Source organism: Streptomyces sp. NPDC056948 (genome assembly GCF_042674225.1).
Classification (GTDB): Bacteria; Actinomycetota; Actinomycetes; order Streptomycetales; family Streptomycetaceae; genus Streptomyces; species Streptomyces purpurascens.
The window spans coordinates 1-16,712 of sequence record NZ_JBHUQX010000198.1 but is presented as its reverse complement, the minus strand read 5'-3'; the positions used below and the strand labels follow the sequence as shown (position 1 = coordinate 16,712).

At 69.8% G+C, this 16,712-nt stretch carries 17 protein-coding genes; 7 read left to right on the top strand and 10 right to left on the bottom strand.

What is annotated here, in order from left to right; translation table 11 throughout:
- Window positions 1–172: 172 nt before the first annotated feature.
- The 6 genes from ACFTZL_RS24710 to ACFTZL_RS24685 all read right to left on the bottom strand — a co-directional run bounded on the left by ACFTZL_RS24710 (window position 173) and on the right by ACFTZL_RS24685 (window position 5,383).
- On the bottom strand, window positions 173–1,138 hold the full coding sequence (locus ACFTZL_RS24710) for an electron transfer flavoprotein subunit alpha/FixB family protein (RefSeq protein ID WP_382586731.1): 966 nt from the start codon (window positions 1,136–1,138) through the stop codon (window positions 173–175).
- A 34-nt stretch (window positions 1,139–1,172) separates the two neighbouring features.
- Window positions 1,173–1,955, bottom strand: a complete 783-nt coding sequence (locus tag ACFTZL_RS24705) for an electron transfer flavoprotein subunit beta/FixA family protein (protein ID WP_382586728.1) — start codon at window positions 1,953–1,955, stop codon at window positions 1,173–1,175.
- A 26-nt stretch (window positions 1,956–1,981) separates the two neighbouring features.
- A complete protein-coding gene (locus ACFTZL_RS24700; protein WP_382586725.1) occupies window positions 1,982–3,157 on the bottom strand; it encodes an acyl-CoA dehydrogenase family protein in 1,176 nt (391 codons plus the stop codon).
- Window positions 3,158–3,245: 88 nt separating this feature from the next.
- A complete protein-coding gene (locus ACFTZL_RS24695) occupies window positions 3,246–4,481 on the bottom strand; it encodes a CaiB/BaiF CoA transferase family protein (protein WP_382586722.1) in 1,236 nt (411 codons plus the stop codon).
- A 56-nt stretch (window positions 4,482–4,537) separates the two neighbouring features.
- A complete protein-coding gene (locus ACFTZL_RS24690) occupies window positions 4,538–4,972 on the bottom strand; it encodes a hypothetical protein (protein ID WP_382586719.1) in 435 nt (144 codons plus the stop codon).
- Window positions 4,973–5,215: 243 nt separating this feature from the next.
- Window positions 5,216–5,383 (bottom strand): hypothetical protein, encoded by a 168-nt coding sequence (locus tag ACFTZL_RS24685; protein ID WP_382586716.1) that lies wholly within the window; start codon window positions 5,381–5,383, stop codon window positions 5,216–5,218.
- A 111-nt stretch (window positions 5,384–5,494) separates the two neighbouring features.
- Between ACFTZL_RS24685 and ACFTZL_RS24680 the strand changes: the two genes are divergently transcribed.
- The 3 genes from ACFTZL_RS24680 (at window position 5,495) to ACFTZL_RS24670 (ending at window position 7,327) form a co-directional block, all read left to right on the top strand.
- Entirely contained in the window at window positions 5,495–6,010 is a 516-nt protein-coding gene (locus ACFTZL_RS24680; RefSeq protein ID WP_382586714.1) for a hypothetical protein, read from the top strand.
- Window positions 5,997–6,707: a hypothetical protein gene (locus ACFTZL_RS24675; protein ID WP_382586711.1), complete on the top strand. Its 711-nt coding sequence runs from the start codon at window positions 5,997–5,999 to the stop codon at window positions 6,705–6,707. The genes ACFTZL_RS24680 and ACFTZL_RS24675 overlap by 14 nt, the downstream gene beginning before the upstream one ends.
- A 254-nt stretch (window positions 6,708–6,961) precedes the next feature.
- Window positions 6,962–7,327 carry a DUF6221 family protein gene (locus ACFTZL_RS24670; RefSeq protein ID WP_382586708.1) on the top strand — a complete coding sequence of 122 codons (366 nt, stop codon included), beginning with the start codon at window positions 6,962–6,964 and terminating at the stop codon, window positions 7,325–7,327.
- Between the two features lie 108 nt (window positions 7,328–7,435).
- Here the strand turns inward: ACFTZL_RS24670 and phnE are convergent, their stop codons facing one another.
- The 4 genes from phnE to ACFTZL_RS24650 all read right to left on the bottom strand — a co-directional run bounded on the left by phnE (window position 7,436) and on the right by ACFTZL_RS24650 (window position 11,334).
- Window positions 7,436–8,257, bottom strand: coding sequence for a phosphonate ABC transporter, permease protein PhnE (gene phnE, locus ACFTZL_RS24665; protein ID WP_382586705.1), 822 nt, complete (start codon window positions 8,255–8,257; stop codon window positions 7,436–7,438).
- Window positions 8,254–9,138 (bottom strand): phosphonate ABC transporter ATP-binding protein, encoded by an 885-nt coding sequence (locus ACFTZL_RS24660; RefSeq protein ID WP_382586702.1) that lies wholly within the window; start codon window positions 9,136–9,138, stop codon window positions 8,254–8,256. Before ACFTZL_RS24660 ends, phnE begins: the two co-directional genes overlap by 4 nt.
- Before the next feature lie 5 nt (window positions 9,139–9,143).
- Complete coding sequence (locus ACFTZL_RS24655; protein WP_382586699.1) at window positions 9,144–10,061, bottom strand: phosphate/phosphite/phosphonate ABC transporter substrate-binding protein; 918 nt, start codon at window positions 10,059–10,061, stop codon at window positions 9,144–9,146.
- 136 nt (window positions 10,062–10,197) lie between these two features.
- Window positions 10,198–11,334, bottom strand: coding sequence for a TIGR03364 family FAD-dependent oxidoreductase (locus ACFTZL_RS24650; protein ID WP_382586696.1), 1,137 nt, complete (start codon window positions 11,332–11,334; stop codon window positions 10,198–10,200).
- Between the two features lie 154 nt (window positions 11,335–11,488).
- Here ACFTZL_RS24650 and ACFTZL_RS24645 point away from each other — a divergent pair, with 154 nt between their 5' ends.
- The 4 genes from ACFTZL_RS24645 to ACFTZL_RS24630 all read left to right on the top strand — a co-directional run.
- Window positions 11,489–12,229, top strand: a complete 741-nt coding sequence (locus ACFTZL_RS24645; RefSeq protein ID WP_382586693.1) for a GntR family transcriptional regulator — start codon at window positions 11,489–11,491, stop codon at window positions 12,227–12,229.
- 60 nt (window positions 12,230–12,289) lie between these two features.
- Window positions 12,290–12,985, top strand: a complete 696-nt coding sequence (locus ACFTZL_RS24640) for a phosphonatase-like hydrolase (RefSeq protein ID WP_382586690.1) — start codon at window positions 12,290–12,292, stop codon at window positions 12,983–12,985.
- 330 nt (window positions 12,986–13,315) lie between these two features.
- Window positions 13,316–15,307 (top strand): NPCBM/NEW2 domain-containing protein, encoded by a 1,992-nt coding sequence (locus tag ACFTZL_RS24635; protein WP_382586687.1) that lies wholly within the window; start codon window positions 13,316–13,318, stop codon window positions 15,305–15,307.
- Window positions 15,308–15,494: 187 nt separating this feature from the next.
- On the top strand, window positions 15,495–16,712 hold a 1,218-nt coding region (locus ACFTZL_RS24630), incomplete at its 3' end, for a phytase (RefSeq protein WP_382586684.1).

Here is a 16,712-nt window from a genome sequence, read left to right as displayed (position 1 = left end):
CGATCGTGCTGCTGGAGATCCACGGCCTGAGGGCCGAACCCCACCGGGAGCCGCTGGTGTTCCACGGCAGCCGTTTCCGGCGGCTGGCCGTCTGACGGGCTGACAGCCGACGCGAGAGCTCCCGCCCCCGTCCATGTGACGGGGGACGGGAGCTCTCGCCGTGGGGGGTCTCTCAACCGGCCGCGCGGCGGGCGGCCACTCCCCGGGTCAGTTCGGGAGCCACGGCGAACAGGTCGCCCACCACGCCGTAGTCGGCGAGGTCGAGGATCGGCGCCTCGGGGTCCTTGTTGACCGCGACGATCGTCTTGGAGGTCTGCATCCCGGCCAGGTGCTGGATGGCTCCAGAGATGCCCAGGGCGATATACAGCTGGGGCGAGACGGACTTGCCGGTCTGTCCCACCTGGAACCGGTGCGGGTAGTAGCCGGCGTCCACCGCGGCGCGTGAGGCGCCCACCGCGCCTCCCAGGGCGTCGGCCAGCTCCTCCACCACCTGGAAGCCTTCCGCTCCTCCGACCCCGCGTCCGCCGGAGACGACGACGGTCGCCTCGGTGAGTTCGGGACGGTCACCTGCGATCGCGCCGCGACGGGCGGTGATGCGTGCGCAGGCCGCAGCGGCGACCGGTGGCAGGGCGAGCTTCTTCTCCTCCGCCCGCACCGGACACGCCTCCGCCTCGAACGAGCCCGGCCGCACCGTTATCACCGGCATGCCGTGGGTGACCTGTGAGCGCACGGTGTACGACCCGCCGAAGACGACCTGGGTGACCACACCGGACGAGTCCACGTCGACCGCGTCGATCAGCAGCCCGGCGTCCAGCCGCGCGGCCAGACGCCCGGCCACCTCCCTGCCGTCGGTCGTCGCGGAGACCAGAACGGCGGCGGGGGAAGCCTCCCCGACCGCGAGTTCCAGGGCGTCGACGGACGGCGTGGCGAGGAACTCGTCCGCCTCGGCGGATTCGGCCGCGTAGACGCTCCTGGCGCCATGGCGGGCGAGGGACGCCTCCAGGCGGGCAGCGGTGCCGGGAGTTCCGACCACGACGGCCGCCGGTTCGCCCAACCTCCGTGCGGCAGTGAGGAGTTCGTACGTGGACTTGTGGACACGTTCCCCGTCGTGGTCGACGAGGACAAGGACATCGGGCATGGGTGCCTGCTTCATGGTCGGGCTTGCGGGGCGTTCAGACGAGCTTCTGGGCGATCAGGTATTCGGCGAGCTGCCGGCCGGCCGACCCGTCGTCCGTGACGCGCATGCCGGCCGCCCGCGCCGGACGCGGGACGGCCTCCACCACACGGGTGCGGGTGGTGAGGAATCCGGTGTGGTCCGCGTCGGGGAACAGGTCGTCGAGACCGACCGTCTCCACCGGCTTCTTCTTGGCGGCCATGATCCCCTTGAAGGAGGGGTACCGGGGTTCGTTGATCTTCTCGGTGACACTGACCAGCGCGGGCAGCGGTGCGTCGAGCGTGCTCTCGCCGTGCTCGGTCTCGCGCTCGGCGCGCACCCGCCCCGCGTCCACGTTCAGCTCCCGGGCGTGCGTCAGCTGCGGCAGGCCGAGCAGGTCCGCGACCATGGCGGGCACCGCGCTCGCCTGCCCGTCGGTCGTCGCGTTGCCCGCGAGCACCATGCCGACGTCCGACATCGTCCGCACGGCCGCTGCCAGCACTCGCGCGGTGGTCACCGCGTCGGCGCCCCGGAGCCTGTCGTCGCAGATGTGGATTCCACGGTCGGCGCCCATCGCCAGAACCTTGCGGATCGCGTCGAGTGCGGCGTCGGGTCCCATGGACACGACGGTGACCTCGGCTCCCACGACCTCCTTGAGCGTCAGGGCCTCCTCCGCCGCGCGCTCGTCGATCTCGTCCAGTACGAGATCGACGCTCTCGCGGTCGAGGGTGTGGTCCGCCCCGGACAGGGTGCGCTCCGCGCTGGTGTCCGGGACCTGCTTGACCAGTACGACGATGTTCATGGTCGTCCTCCTCCGGTTCCGGGTGGTCAGCGGAACGCCGGATAACCGGTGATCGCCTGACCGACGACGAGCGTGTGCATCTCGTCGGTGCCCTCGTAGGTGCGGACGGACTCGAGGTTGTTGGCGTGGCGCAGGGGCGAGTACTCCAGGGAGACGCCGTTGGCGCCGAGGACGGTGCGGCACTCCCGCGCGATGGCGATGGCTTCCCGGACGTTGTTGAGCTTGCCGACGCTGATCTGCTCGGGCCGGATGCGGTGCTGGTCCTTCAGCCGGCCCAGGTGCACGGCGAGGAGTGCGGCGCCGCCCAGGGACACGGTCATGTCGGTGAGCTTCTTCTGGGTGAGCTGGAAGGCGCTGATCGGCTTGCCGAACTGCACGCGGGAGTCGGCGTAGCCGATCGCGGCCTGCAGCGAGTCCCGGGCCGCTCCCAGGACGCCGAAGAGGATGCCGAAGCGGGCCTCGTTCAGACAGGACAGCGGTCCGCGCAGGCCCTCCGCCAGGGGCAGCCGCGCGGAGTCGGGCAGCCGGACCTGGTCGAAGTAGAGCTCGGAGGTGATCGAGGCGCGCAGCGACATCTTTTGCTTGATGTCCTGCGTGGTGAAACCGGGGGTGCCGCGGGGTACGAGGAAGCCGCGGACGCCGTCCTCGGTCTGCGCCCAGACGGTGGCCACGTCGGCGATACCGCCGTTGGTGATCCACATCTTGGAGCCGTTCAGGACCCAGTCGTCACCGTCGCGGACGGCCCGGGTGCGCATGCCGGACGGGTTGCTGCCGAAGTCGGGCTCGGTCAGGCCGAAGCAGCCGATCGCCTCACCGGCGGCCAGCCGGGGCAGCCACTCCTGCTTCTGCTCCTCCGAGCCCCACTTCCAGATGGAGAACATCGACAGCGAGCCCTGCACCGAGACGAAACTGCGGAACCCGGAGTCCGCCGCCTCCAGCTCCAGGCATGCCAGGCCGTAGCTCACCGCGTTCGTCCCGGCGCAGCCGTAGCCTTCGAGGTGCATGCCGAGCACGCCCAACTTGCCGAGTTCCTGGGCGAGTTCGCGGGCAAAGTGCGCGTTCTCGAACCACTCGCCGATGTGCGGGCGCACGCGGTCGGCGAGGAACTTGGCGACGGTGGCCTGGATCTCGCGCTCCTCGTCGGTGAGGACGGAGGCGATGTCGAGCAGGTCGAGGGGGTCCTTCAGGGGCGTGCCGCTCATGCTGGGGTTCCTTGTCATCAGGGTCGGAAAATCGAGGTGGGTCAGGTGCCGGCGCCGGCCCCCTGTGCGGCCGGGGCCGCGCTCCGCGTCACCCGGAGGCGTCGTCGGAGCGGTCGAGCGGGCCGTCGAGGATCTCCGCGGTGTGCAGGCCCAGGCCGGGCGGGGGGAGGCGGTACCGCGCGGGTGTCCCGCTCAGCGCGATGGGGTGCGCCACCTGACGGGAGGGTGTGCCCGCTGCGCCGTCGGCGTCTACGCCGGGGATGTCGACGATGCCGGGAAGGCCGAGCTTGTGGGCGAAGGCGAAGGCGTCGTCGAGGGTGTTGACCGGTCCGGCGGGCACCCCCGCCGCGAGCAGGACGGCCGTCCAGTGGTCGGCACTCGCCGCACCGAGCCGCCTGGTCAGGATGTCCCGCAGTCCGACGCGGTGGGCGACTCGGTCCGCGTTGGTGCGGAAACGGTCGTCGTGGGCGAGACGGGGTTCCCCGACGGCCTCGCACAGCGCCGCGAACTGCCGGTCGTTGCCCACCGCGAGTGCGATCGGCCGATCTGCGGTGGGGAGGGTCTCGTACGGCGCGATGCTCGGGTGCGCGTTGCCCATGCGTCCCGGGACCACACCGGCGACGGCGAACGCCGAGGCCTGGTTGACCATGGCCGACAGCAGCGAGGTGAGCAGATTCACCTCCACCAGTTGTCCCTGGCCGGTGGCGTCGCGGTGCCGGAGGGCCGCGAGGATGCCGAGGGAGGCATGCAGCCCGGTGATCACGTCGACCAGGGCCACGCCTGCCTTCGTCGGCTCCCCGTGTGCCTCCCCGGTCACGCTCATCAGACCTCCGACGGCCTGCACGAGCAGGTCGTATCCGGGGATCGACGCGCCCGCACCGCTGCCGAAGCCGCTGATGGAGCAGTAGATCAGCTCCGGGTGCTGCTCGCGGAGCTGGGCGTGTCCAAGGCCCAGCCGCTCCATCGTGCCGGGCCGGAAGTTCTCCACCAGCACGTCGGATGCGGCGATCAGGGCGCGTGCCCGTGCGCGGCCGGCTTCCTCGGTCAGGTCCAGGACGATCGACCTCTTGTTCCGGTTGACGCTCAGGAAGTAGGTCGAGATGCCGTCCTGGTCCGCCGGCGGGTGCCAGGCCCGGGTGTCGTCCCCCGTGCCGGGCCGCTCGACCTTGATCACGTCGGCGCCGAGGTCGGCGAGGAGCATGGTGGCGTACGGTCCCGCGAGCACCCTGGAGAAGTCGGCGATGCGCAGGCCGTCCAGGGCACCGCGCCCCGCTGCATGGGGGTCGTCGGCCTGTCCGTCCGGCTCCTGGTACTGCGTGCTCATGTGCTTCTCTCTCTGATCGTTCCGGCCGGCCGCGGGCGTCGCGAAGCCGGGTCCCTTCACCACCAGCGCTCCACAGAAGTCGCGCGATAGGTGAGTTCGACCAGAGGAAAGCCTTGGCCGCACGGAGCCGCGCCCCGCACGACTCGTACTCTCGCCCCGACCGCGACCACGACCGGTTCCGACCCGGTGACCTGGCAGAGCAGGTTGAAGCCCTCGGCCATCGCGACGAACCAGGTGTTGAGCGGGGCCTGGCCGATGCGGCGGACGAGGACCCCGGCACCGGTGCTGCGCTCCCGTTCGAAGGTGGTGGCTCCACAGGCACGGCAGAACGAGCGGCGGTAGGCAGGGGTGCCGCACCAGAGGCACCGCTGGAAGAAGAGGTCACGGCAGGTCGCCGGCGGGGGCGGCTCGGCCGTCGACGTCATGTCGAGGGCAGCCGCCTCGGTGTCGTCCTTGAGCTTGTTGTGTTCGCGGCTCTCTGTCCGGAGCATCGCGGCCTCCCGTACGCGGTTCGGTGACCGACAGCAGGTGATCGGAATCCGATGTCCCCATCACCTTGGCCCGGCCGCGAAGAGCAGGTCAACGACGGGTTGACGCATCTTTGTGCGCGGAAAACGCTCCGTCCGCCCAGCTCAGAAGGCCGGCCCGGCAGTAGGCTCAGCCAGGAGGCGCCGGTGTTCGGCCGGCGAACCGAAGGTCCGGTGACAGGCGTCACCGGACCTCAGGGGCCGACGTCAGCGTCGGCGAGCCCAGCCGGCGCCGACTCCGGCCACCTGCAGAGCCAGGCACATCAGACCCAGCAGCATGACGTTGGTCGAAGAGAACACATCGTTGGTGCTGAGGTCTGCCGCGTTGATCAGGAACGCCACGAAGAACAACACCGCCGCGACTATGCCGAGCATGAGACGAGCTCCTCTCCAAGGGGGTGAAGCCCGTATGCCCCGCCTCTGCCCGCAGACACCCGGGTGATACAGGCCCCGCGAGTCGCCGGGGCAGCTGATCCGAATCCGGCGATGGACCGAGCCGCACCCGTGGGGAGTCGCGTAGCCCAGGCTGATCGCCAAGTGTGGTCGGCCACTTGGGGGCACATGTGCGTATACGTATCGAGGGCGCGGGCACAGACAAGGGGCCCGGACGCCGGCGCGGGAACGGACCTGACCGCGTTGTTCGCCGACTGCATCGCCCAGGACCGGAGGGTGGGTCCGCACGCGGAGATCCAGCGGGTCCGCCGGGCAGCGGAAGACGGCGCGATGTCAGGAGATCTGGTCGACTGGCTGGACCTCGTCCTGTCCTCCGGCTTCCCGACTGCCGCCCTGGTCTACGCCCGCCAGGCCTTCCGCGCCTCCCTGCCACCTCACCAACGCCCGGCCACGCGGCTGGTCGTCGAACACCGCGGACCCCGTTTCCTCATCGAGGACGGCACCCCCGAGGACGCGGCCCGACTCGCCCGTGCGCTCGCCACCGCCACCGGTGATTCCGCACCCGAGGGTGGTACGGCGACCGACGCCGAGTCCGATGGCGGTTCCTGACCCACAGGCGAGCGCGGCCGTCCTGGTCGGGATCGACTCCTACACCCAGGATCCGACGGTGTGGGGCCTGCCCGACGACCACGTCAGCGTGCTCGGCGCGGACGCCTCCGCCGCGGACGTTCTGGGCGCGGTGCGCGGCGCCGCCAAGGGGGGAACGCACTCTGCTCGTCTACTTCGCCGGGCACGGCCTGCGGGACCGCGACGAGCGGCTTCGCCTCGCCCTGGGGACGCGGACGCCGATCACCCGCAGATCGGGAGCCTGCCCTACCTGTCCCTGCGCGAGGTGCTGCGGCGGGCCGGATACCGGGCACGGTTCCACATCTGCGTTTTGAATTGCCGCTACAGCGGACTGGCCAGCGCCACCGCCCCCAGCCGCGCCGACCTGGCGCGCGCCCACGACGAGCCACCCCTGCCGCAGGACGACGCGTCGGCGTGCGGTGGCTGCGCGGTGCCCTCGCGCGGCTCGCGGGTGTGCACGTACTGGTGCCGGCGAGGTTGTCGCCGCCTTTACCCGCGACAGCCGACGTACTCCGAGCAGTCACGTTCCGCAGCCGTCGTACGGCCGCTCGATCTCGCCCATGGTGGTACCGCGCATCTTTTCTCCCGTTCCGACGCCGGAGCGCAAGGAGAATCAGCGGCCGCACCCAGGACGATCTTGGTCGCCCTGGGTCACCCCAGGAAACTCAACCGCACCTGACGGTCGGGATGGCCCTATTGGTATCCGCCAGCCTCCGCAAGGACAACCTCCGGCTATGAGCGGATTGTTGCGCACGCACCAGGCCGATGCTGCGCCCAAAGCCCTGAAGGTGCCATCAGGTTCATGATCCGTCTCAGCCTCTGATCCACAGCCGGCCCGCCACTCCGCTTCTCCCTCTGACGATACAGAAGCAGCCCTGTCAGACCTGTCCGGCATGATGCTCCCTTCAGCTATGCGCCGAGGGGGCACCACCGATGAGAAATGATGACGTCGCGGACCTGGCGAACTTCCTCCGGGCTCGCATCGACGAGGACGATGCTGCAGCAGAGGCCGTGAGGCCCGGCACGGTTGAGGACACCGGAGGGCTGAAGGCCCGGGTTCTCGCCGACGTCGCCGCCAAGCGGGGTGTCCTGCGCTTCGTGGAGCGGATGCAGCGGGACGCAGAGCATGACGACTTCATGGTTCACGGTCCGGCCATGATCGCGCTCTCTGCGACTGCGTTCCCGCTCCGCCACCTTGTCGCAGCGTACGCCGCACACCCCGACTTCCGAACTGAGTGGGAGCCGAACGAGGAGGAAGTCAAGCCGGACCCGAGGTTCAATCGCCCCGGCAGGGCATAAGTCTTGGACTCATCGGTCGATCCGCGGCCCTGAGCGTGTCTCAAAGTCCAGGGCTACCGGACCGAACCGCGCGCCGAACCCAGGTTGCCGGGGCCCGGGTTCGGGGTGTTACGCACCGATGCGGCGGCGTACGAAGGCCGAGAGCTGATCGACGGCCACGACAAGCACCATGACCACCAGCAGATGGGTGGCCATCTCGTCGAACCTGAACAGCTTGATGGACTTGTTGACGAGGAATCCGATGCCGCCGGCGCCGACCAGGCCGAGGACCAGGGACGAGCGGACGTTGACGTCGAACCTGTAGAGCAGCAGGCCCACGAACTGGGGCACAACCGCCGGCAGCACGGCGTGCGCGGCAACCTGCAGACTTGAGGCGCCATTGGCGCGCAGGGCGTCACGGGGGCCCTGGTCGATCTCCTCCATCGCCTCGGCCCACAGCTTGCCCATCACACCAGTGTTGTGGAACACGAGAGCCAGCACACCGGCGAACGGCCCCAGGCCCACCGCGGTCACGAACACCAGGGCGAAGACGACGTCGGGCACCGCGCGCAGGAAGGACAGCACCGACCGCGCGGCCTGGTACACCCAGCGGTTCGGCGCAGTCGTCCGAGCCGCCGCGAGAGCCAGGGCCAGGGCGAACGGCACCGACAGCGTGGTGCCGAGCAGCCCGATGTACAGCGTGACCAGGGCGGCGTCGATACTCGGCTTCAGCACCTCGGACCACGACAGATCCGGTTGCAGGGCCTGGCCGATGAAGTCGGCCATTCCGCGCCATCCTTGAGCCAGTGCCGTCGGCGAGAAGTCAGTGCCCCGCCAGGCCAGGACATGGGCGACGACCAGGACGGCAGTGATCGTGAGCGTCACCGGGGACGGCCATCGCCGTCGCGGCGGGCTCGGCCGCTCGGCCGGCGTGAGGACATTCGTGCTCATCGGGACTCCTGCCGGGGGAGACGGCGATCAGGGGCGTAGAGGGCGTCCAGGTCGGCCTCGCTCACCTGGTCGGCGGGCGCGTCGAGCGTCACTCGTCCGCCCAGCAGGCCGACCACGCGGTCGGCGTGGCGGCGGGCCAGTCCGGGCTGGTGGAGTACGGCGGCGACGGCCAGGCCCTTCTCTCGGGCCAGGTTCGCCAGCAGGGCGACCACTTGTTCGGCCGCGGCCGGATCGAGGGCCGACACGGGCTCATCCGCGAGGACGATGTCGGCGCGCTGGCACAGCGCCCGCGCGATGGCCACTCGCTGCTGCTGCCCGCCGGACAGCCGTCCGACCGGCTCGGCCGCGCGGTCGGCCAGGCCGACCCGGTGCAGGCACTCCATTGCCTCATCGCGAAGCGCGGCTGGAAACAGCAGTGGGGTCAGGGAGCATCGCAACGGGAGACGGCCCAGCGCCCCGGCACAGACGTTGTCCAGCGCGGAACGGCGGCGGACCAGATGGATCTCCTGGAAGACCATGGCCGTGCGCCACCGCAGCCGTGCCCTTTCGGCGCCAGGCGGTCCGCCGATCTCACGGCCATGAATGGCGATGGAGCCGCTGTCCGGGGTCTCCAGCCCGATGATGCAGCGCAGCGCGGTGGACTTTCCCGAACCGTTGGCACCGAGCAGGCTGACGAACTCCCCTGCCCGCAGGGTCAGATCGACCGAATTCAGAACGGCCGTTCCGGAGAAGGACTTGCTCAGCCCGCGGACCACCAGCGGCGTGCCCGATGCCGTGGGCCGCTCCATGGCGGAACCCCCAGGCGAGCCGGGGACAGGCTTGGCCGCCCCCGGAACCCCCCGGACGGCTGCCGGTGAGTACGGCGCGTCGTCGGTCGGCATGGCGATCAGACGTCCTTCTCGGTCAGGTCGAGGGCGGATGCGAGCTCGAACAGCGGCTTGTAGGTCTCCTTGGTGACCGCTACCAGCGGGCCGGGCGGGTTGATGTCGAGGAAGGCGCCGACCTCGGCGACAGCGTCGGGCTCGAGGTCGAGCAGAGCCTTCTTCACCGCGTCCTGGAACTTCGGGTCGAGTCTGTCCGAGACAGTGATCGGGTCGTTCGGGATGGGGGAAGAGGTCCAGATCCGGCGGTACTCGGAGGGGTCGAAGCTGCCCTCGGCCTTCGCTGTCTCCAGCTGTTGGCTGTTGATCTCCGCTGCGTCGACCTTGCCCTTGGTGAGGGCGAGCAGCGCCTCGGGGTGACCGCCCGCGTAGTTGATCTTCACGGTGTCGACGTTCGTGGTCTTCAGCGCGTACCGGGGCAAGGCGTCACCCGAGGTCGAGCCGGGGCTGGAGAGTGCGAGCGACTTGCCCTTGAGGTCCTTGAGAGACTTGACGGGCGAGTCGGCGGGGACCCAGATCCCCCCGGTGTACGTGCTCAGCGCGCTCTTGGCGTCCGCGAAGGAGACGAGGGCCCGCGCATTGGCCTTCTGGCTGGCGAAGACGTAGCCGAGGGGGCCGAACTGGGCGATCTCGAGCTGGCCGTTGCGCATGGCGAGCACCTCGGCGGAGTAGTCCTCCACGACCTTCAGTTCCACTGGGCAGTCCAGCTTGCTCTCCAGGGCCTTGGCCAGCACCTCGTAGGCAGGCGTGAGCTTGGCCGGGTCCTCGTAGGGCTCGATGCCGAAGCGGATCTTGCCGCCCGGGCAGGAAGCGGCGGCCTTGCCGGAGTCCTTGCTGCCGGACGGGTCGGAGCTGCAGCCGGCGCCGAGCAGGGCCAGGGCCGAGACGGCCGCGAGGGCTGTCAGGGAGCGCGTTGTGCGCATGGTCGTTCTCTCTTCCGGGGGAGGCGCCGGCCTCCGGATGGAAGTCCGGCGCGGGTTCAACAGGGGCGGAACGGATGTAACGGGTTGCGGTGGGAGTGGGGCGGAGGAGGCTGCGAGGCGGGCAGCCGGGCGCCGGTCAGCGCAGCAGGTCGTCGAGGACCTCCGGGGCCAGCCCGAGCGCGGTGGTCATGCCGATGCCGGCGGTCACGGAGACCACCCGGACGCCGGGCATGGGCGAGGCGATCAGGAACGGCCGGTCGGCGGCCGCGTAGACGCCGCGCCAGCGTTCCCGGACGGTGAGCCGCTCGGCCCCCAGGAGACGCGCGGTCTCCTTGAGGACGTGCTGGTCGAGGGCCTCCGCGTTGAAGGGATCGAGCGTGGTCGCGTAGGTATGTGTGTCGCCGATGGTCAGGTCGCCGTCGGGGCGCTGGGTGAACATCAGGTTGAGCCCGAGGTCGATCAGCTCGGGGTGGTCCGCTCGCAGCCGGTCCTGGACCTTCGCCCGGGTCGGGCAGACCCCGAAGCCGTCGTACCGCAGAAGCGAGAAACCGCTGAGCACCGCGGGGTCGATGGCCTGGCCGTGCGGGTCGGCGACGCGGAGCATGTGCAGGGCGCAGCGCCGTACTCCGGCCTGCTCGGCGAGTTCCGGGAAGTGACGGTCGACGTCGTGGCCGACGGCCATCACGGTGTGTCCGGCCCGGATCCGGCCCCTGCTGGTGCCCACCAGGTCCGGTTCGATCGTGTGCGCCGTGGTCGCCCAGTGGAAGCGGACGCCCTGGAGGGCGAGCCAGTCGGCGATCGCGTGGGCCGCCTGGCGCGGGTCGACGCGGATGTCCAGCGGGAGCCAGGCGCCCCCGAGAACCCCGAGGCCGACGGGCGTCCGCCGGGCCACCCCCACCGCGTCGAGCAGCACCACCTGGTCGCCGCCCCGGGCGGCTTGGAACTCCTCGAGCACGGCGTACTCGTCCTCGGCCCGGGCAACCACCACGGCCCCGCTTTCGCGCATCCTCAGTCCGGCCTCGTCGGCCAGTCGCAGCCAGCGGCTCCGTGCCTCGAGCGCGTACCGCAGTGCGTCGCCGTCCTGCGCCGTGAAACAACCGTGCCCGAAGTTGCGCACCGATGCGCCCGTGGCCCGCTCGTCACGCTCGACGACGGCCACGGACATGCCGCGGCGCACCGCGTCCACCGCATGGGCGAGCCCCACGATGCCCGCGCCGACGACCACGAGGTCGGCGGAGCCGAGAGGCTGGTTCCACTGCTGCACACTTGTCATGACAAGTAAAGTTGCGGACGCCGAATCAGCCGTCAAGACTCAAGGGCGTGCAGTCATTCACAGTTCATCGAGAGGTCATTTTCGCAGTTCAGAGAATCTTCTTTACGGCAGACACCCTTTCCGGACCCCTCCACAACATGTATGTTCAAGTGCCATGGACGGACCTCTGCACGGGCGCATCGCATCTGACCTGCGCCGCCGGATCGCTTCTCAGGAACTGCCACTCGGGGCACCGGTACCTTCCGAATCGCAGTTGTGCGAGCAATGGAACGCCTCCCGCGGTCCGGTCCGGCAAGCGCTCGCCACACTGCGCGCGGAGGGTCTCATCGGCGGCGGCCGGGGCAAGCCGCCGGTGGTGCGCAGCCACGTGGCGCCGCAGCCTTTCGAGACCTTCTGGTCGTTCTCGCGATGGGCCGAGGAACTGGGCCGCACGCCGGGCCAGCGCACCCTCGAGGTCGCCCGCCGCCCGGCATCGCCGGAGGCGGCCGACGCCCTCGAACTCGAAGAGGGCGAACCCGTCGTCCAACTCCTCCGGCTGCGGCTCCTTGACGGCGTGCCCGCGATGATCGAAAGAACCACATTCGTCTCGCCGATCGGCCACCTGCTTTTCGACTTCGACTGCGACTCGGGGTCGATCTACGCCTACCTGAGCGGCCAGGGCGTGGACCTCAGCGTGGCCCGTCATGTGATCGACGCGGTCGCTGCGGACAGCACCGACGCCTCACTGCTGACGACCCCTCAAGGAACTCCTCTGTTGCGGGAGCGGCGGCGCACCCGTTCCCTGACGGGCGAGGCCCTCGAGTACTCCGACGATCGCTACCGCCCGGACGTCGTGTCCTTCACCATCGAGAACTCCCAGCAGTCTCACCCGGCGCTGCTGCGCAGCCCCAACTGACCCTGTAACACCGGGCCCCTGAGCATTCGGGGCCGCCACACTCCCCTGAGGACAACTCTAGTGTTCGAACTGGTCGTTCTGGATATAGCCGGCACCACCGTCGAGGAGCACGGTTGCGTGTACATCGCCCTTGAGGAGGCCGTGCGCGCCGCAGGGGCGAATCCCGGTCTCGCTGACATACAGCTCTGGATGGGCGCGGACAAACGCGAGGCCATCACCGAAATGCTGACCGATGCCTTCGGTACGGCGCCGGAGGCCGCCGTGGTCGACACCGCGTACGCCGACTTCCGGCGCCGGCTGGAGGCCGCGTACGCCGAACGCCCGCCGACGCCCCTGCCAGGCGTCGCGGAGGCGATCGCCGCGCTGCGGGCGGCGGGAGTCAAGGTGGCACTCACCACCGGATTCGACCGCGCGGTGACCGACGCGCTGCTCGGCACGATCGGCTGGGACGAGACGGTGCTCGACGCCGTCGTCTGCGTGGACGACGTCCCGGCCGGCCGCCCCTACCCGTACATGATCTTCCGCGCGATGGAGAGGACCGGCGTCAGGGACGTCAGCAAGGTACTCACCGCCGGTGACACGGCCCGCGACCTCGACTCGGGCACGAACGCCGGCGCCGGCATGGTTGTCGGGGTACTTACGGGCGGTCTGGACGCCACGGCGCTCGGCAAGGTCCGCCACACCCACCTGCTTTCCAGCGTGGCGGACATACCCGCCCTGCTGTCCATCGGCGTACCCCAGCCGGGTGGCCGCTGACGGTGGGACTCCGTTGGCCGGGCTGCCGTGGTCGCGCACAGCGCCCAGCTCGAAATACCGGTGCTCGGAGCAGCCCACGCCGCACCACCCACACTCAAACAATTGCGATCACATATTCCCACTTTCAACGGCATTCTGGTGCCGCATGAACCCATCACCCCCACCTATTCCAACAGCATCAAACATGCCCTAACTTGAACGCACATCAGCAGCGCGGTCAGGTCGGACCGCGCGCGAGAAGGTCAGAGGAGACGCACTGTGCACTGCTCACCTCTTCGCAAGAGCCGGCTGAGATCACCAGGAGGGTTATGCGTTCTGGCCTTCACGGCCATGAGCCTGTCCCTCCCCGCCGCCCCATCCGCTTCCGCTGCCGAGACCTCCCCCGCATCGCACGCTCAGGGTGTCTCGCCCGGGCAGGACGGACTCGCGCTGACCCCGCCGATGGGTTTCAACAACTGGAACGCCACCCACTGCGGTCCGGAGTTCAACGAACAGCTGATCAAGAACACGGCCGACCTCTTCGTCTCCAAGGGACTGAAGGACGCCGGATACGAGTACATCAACCTCGACGACTGCTGGGCACAGCCCCGGCGTGACCAGAACGGAAAGCTCGTCCCGGTACCCGAGCGCTTCCCGAACGGCCTGAAGGCCCTCGCCGACTACATCCATTCCAAGGGCCTGAAGATCGGCATCTACACCAGCGCGGGCACCAAGACCTGCGACCGTGCGCGCGGCTTCCCCGGCGCCCTGGGCCACGAGAAGTCCGACGCCACGCAGTTCGCCGAGTGGGGCATCGACTACCTCAAGTACGACAACTGCAACAACAACGGCATCGACGCCAAGAAGCGCTACCAGGACATGGGCAACGCCCTGAAGGAGGCATCCGAGGCCACCGGCCACTCGATCGTCTACAGCGTCTGCGAATGGGGGGAGAACAAGCCCTGGGAGTGGGCCAAGGGCGTCGGCGGCCACCTCTGGCGCACGACCTACGACATCCTGGACAACTGGGATGCCATGCTCCGCAACGCCAAGCAGACCCTGCCGCTGGCGGAGTACGCGGGTCCCGGCCGGTGGAACGACCCCGACATGCTGGAGGTCGGCAACGGGGGGATGACGGACACGGAGTACCGCACCCATTTCTCCCTCTGGTCGATCATGGCCGCACCGCTGCTCATCGGCACCGATCTGCGCAAGGTCACTCCCGCGACCTATGAGATCCTCGGCAACCGTGAGGTGATCGCCGTCGACCAGGACCCGCTGGGCGTCCAAGGCTCGGTGGTCTCCTCCGAGGGCGGTCGCTGGGTCATCTCCAAGAAGATGCAGGACGGCAGCCGCGCCGTCGCCCTGTTCAACGAGAGCGACCGGCCTCAGCGCATCTCCACCTCCGCGGCCGAGGCCGGGCTCGGCCAGGCCCAGGGGTACACGCTGCGCGACCTGTGGAAGCACCGCACCTACCAGTCCGGCGGAACCGTCGCGGCCACCGTGCCCGCGCACGGCACCGTGCTCTACCGCGTCTCCGCCGACCGGAATTGGAAGTCGTTCCCGCCCGCGGCCGACCTCGTCCTCGACGGCACCACGATTGCCGAGCCGGGCGTCCCGGCCAGGTTGAACAGTGTCTTCACCAACCTCGGCCGCGGCCAGGCCCGTTCGGTGTCGGTCGACGTCGACGCCCCGGAGGGCTGGCGCGTCACGCCCACCTCGAAGCCGTACGTCAGGCAGGTGCATCCGGGCCAGTCGCTGACCACGGGCTGGCAGCTCACCCCGCCCGTCGACGCGAAGCCCGGCGTGTACACGGCGAACGTGCGCGCCGACTACCACGCGCCCGGGCGCGTCAAGGGCGTCCAGGACTCGTCCCTGGAGGTCCACGTGGCCAAGGCGCCACCGACCGGCGGCAGCCACGCGAGCGACCTGGACTGGGTCAGCGCGCAGAACGGCTACGGGCCGGTGGAGAAGGACAAGAGCAACGGGAACCAACCACACGGCGACGGCCGTACGCTGACCATCGGCGGCGTCACCTACGCCAAGGGCCTCGGCGTCCACGCCGCGAGCGCGGTCACCTACTACACGGGCGGCCGGTGCTCCGAATTCACGGCGCAGGTCGGCTTGGACGACGAGACCGGCCAGGCGGGCAGCGTCACCTTCGAGATCTGGGCCGCCGGCAGGAAGGTGGCCTCGACAGGAACAGTGCCGGCCACGGACCCCGCCCGGACGCTCTCCGCCGCGATCGACGGCGCCCACAGCGTCCGCCTCGTGGTGACCGACGCCGGTGACGGCATCCGCTCCGACCACGCCGACTGGGGAAACCCCATCTTCCACTGCTGAGGCGCCCCCGTGACCGGGCTCCTTCCCGCCGCCGCAGCACTCCCGGTCAGCGTCGGGAAGGCCCTTCTTCAACACCCGGGTCAGACGCGCCGGTCGCATGAGCCATCTGTTGTTCACGGCTTGGTCGACTCACCCACACACCGCACCCATAAGTTCTCACCAGACCCTCTTCCAACTGAGGAGTACCGTGAGCGCCTCTGCTCTGAGCACTCTCACCGCCGCGCTGCTGATGGTCACGGGCGCGTCCGCCGCCCCACAACCGGTCCCCGTCTCCGCTCGCGTGGAGACACCCGTCGTGTACGACGACGAGGCGGGCGGCAACGCCGACGCCGACGACCCGGCCGTCTGGGTCGACCCCCGCGATCCCGACCGCAGCCTCGTGATCAGCACTCTCAAGGAGGCCGGTCTCGATGTCTACGGACTCGGCGGTCGGCGCCTGCAGCACATCGCCGCGCCCGCGGCGCCCGGCGAGGACGCCGCCCCGGGCCGCTTCAACAACGTCGACGTGGTCTACGGCTTCCCACTGGCCGGCAAGAAGACCGACCTGGCCCTGGTCAGCGACCGTGGCCGGGACCGGGTGCGGGCCTACGCGATCGAGCCGGCCGCCGTCGCCGCGGGAACGCCCCCGCTGAAGGACGTGACGGCGGCGAACATCGCGCCGGTCTTCGCCACGAGCGAGGCCGAGGTCGACGACCAGCGCACCGCCTACGGACTGGCCGCCTTCAGCGACGACGACCACGCGTACGCGGTGGTGTCCCGCCGTTCGGAGACCCGGGTACGGCTGCTGCAACTGGAGGACCGCGACGGGCGCGTCGGCTACAAGACCGAGGACACGCTCGACCTTCCGCGTTCCTTCACCCTGCCCGACGGCGGGAACTGGACGCCGTGCGCCGACCCCGGAGACCACGCCCAGGTCGAGGGCATGGTCGTCGACCAGGAGGAACAGGTGCTGTACGCGGCCCAGGAGGACGTCGGGCTGTGGCGGATCGGCCTCGACGACGAGGAGTTCGAGAGGCCGAAGCTGATCGACCGGGTGCGGGAGTACGGCACGCCATGGACCTATGACACGGAGAAGGAGGAGTGCGTCCTCGACACCGCGAACGACCCGGGCTTCGGCGGTGACCACCTGAGCGCCGACGCCGAGGGCGCCACGATCTACCACGCCGACGACGGCAAGGGCTATCTGCTCGCCTCCAGCCAGGGCGACAACACCTTCGCCGTGTACGAGCGCCAGGGCCGCAACGCCTACCTCGGCTCCTTCGCCGTCACCGACGGCGCCGCCACCGACGGGGTGCAGCAATCCGACGGGGCCACCGTGGTCAACGTGCCGCTGGGCCGGGCCTTCCCCCAGGGCCTGCTCGTGACCCATGACGGCGAGGCCACGCCCGCGGACAGGGACCGGGAG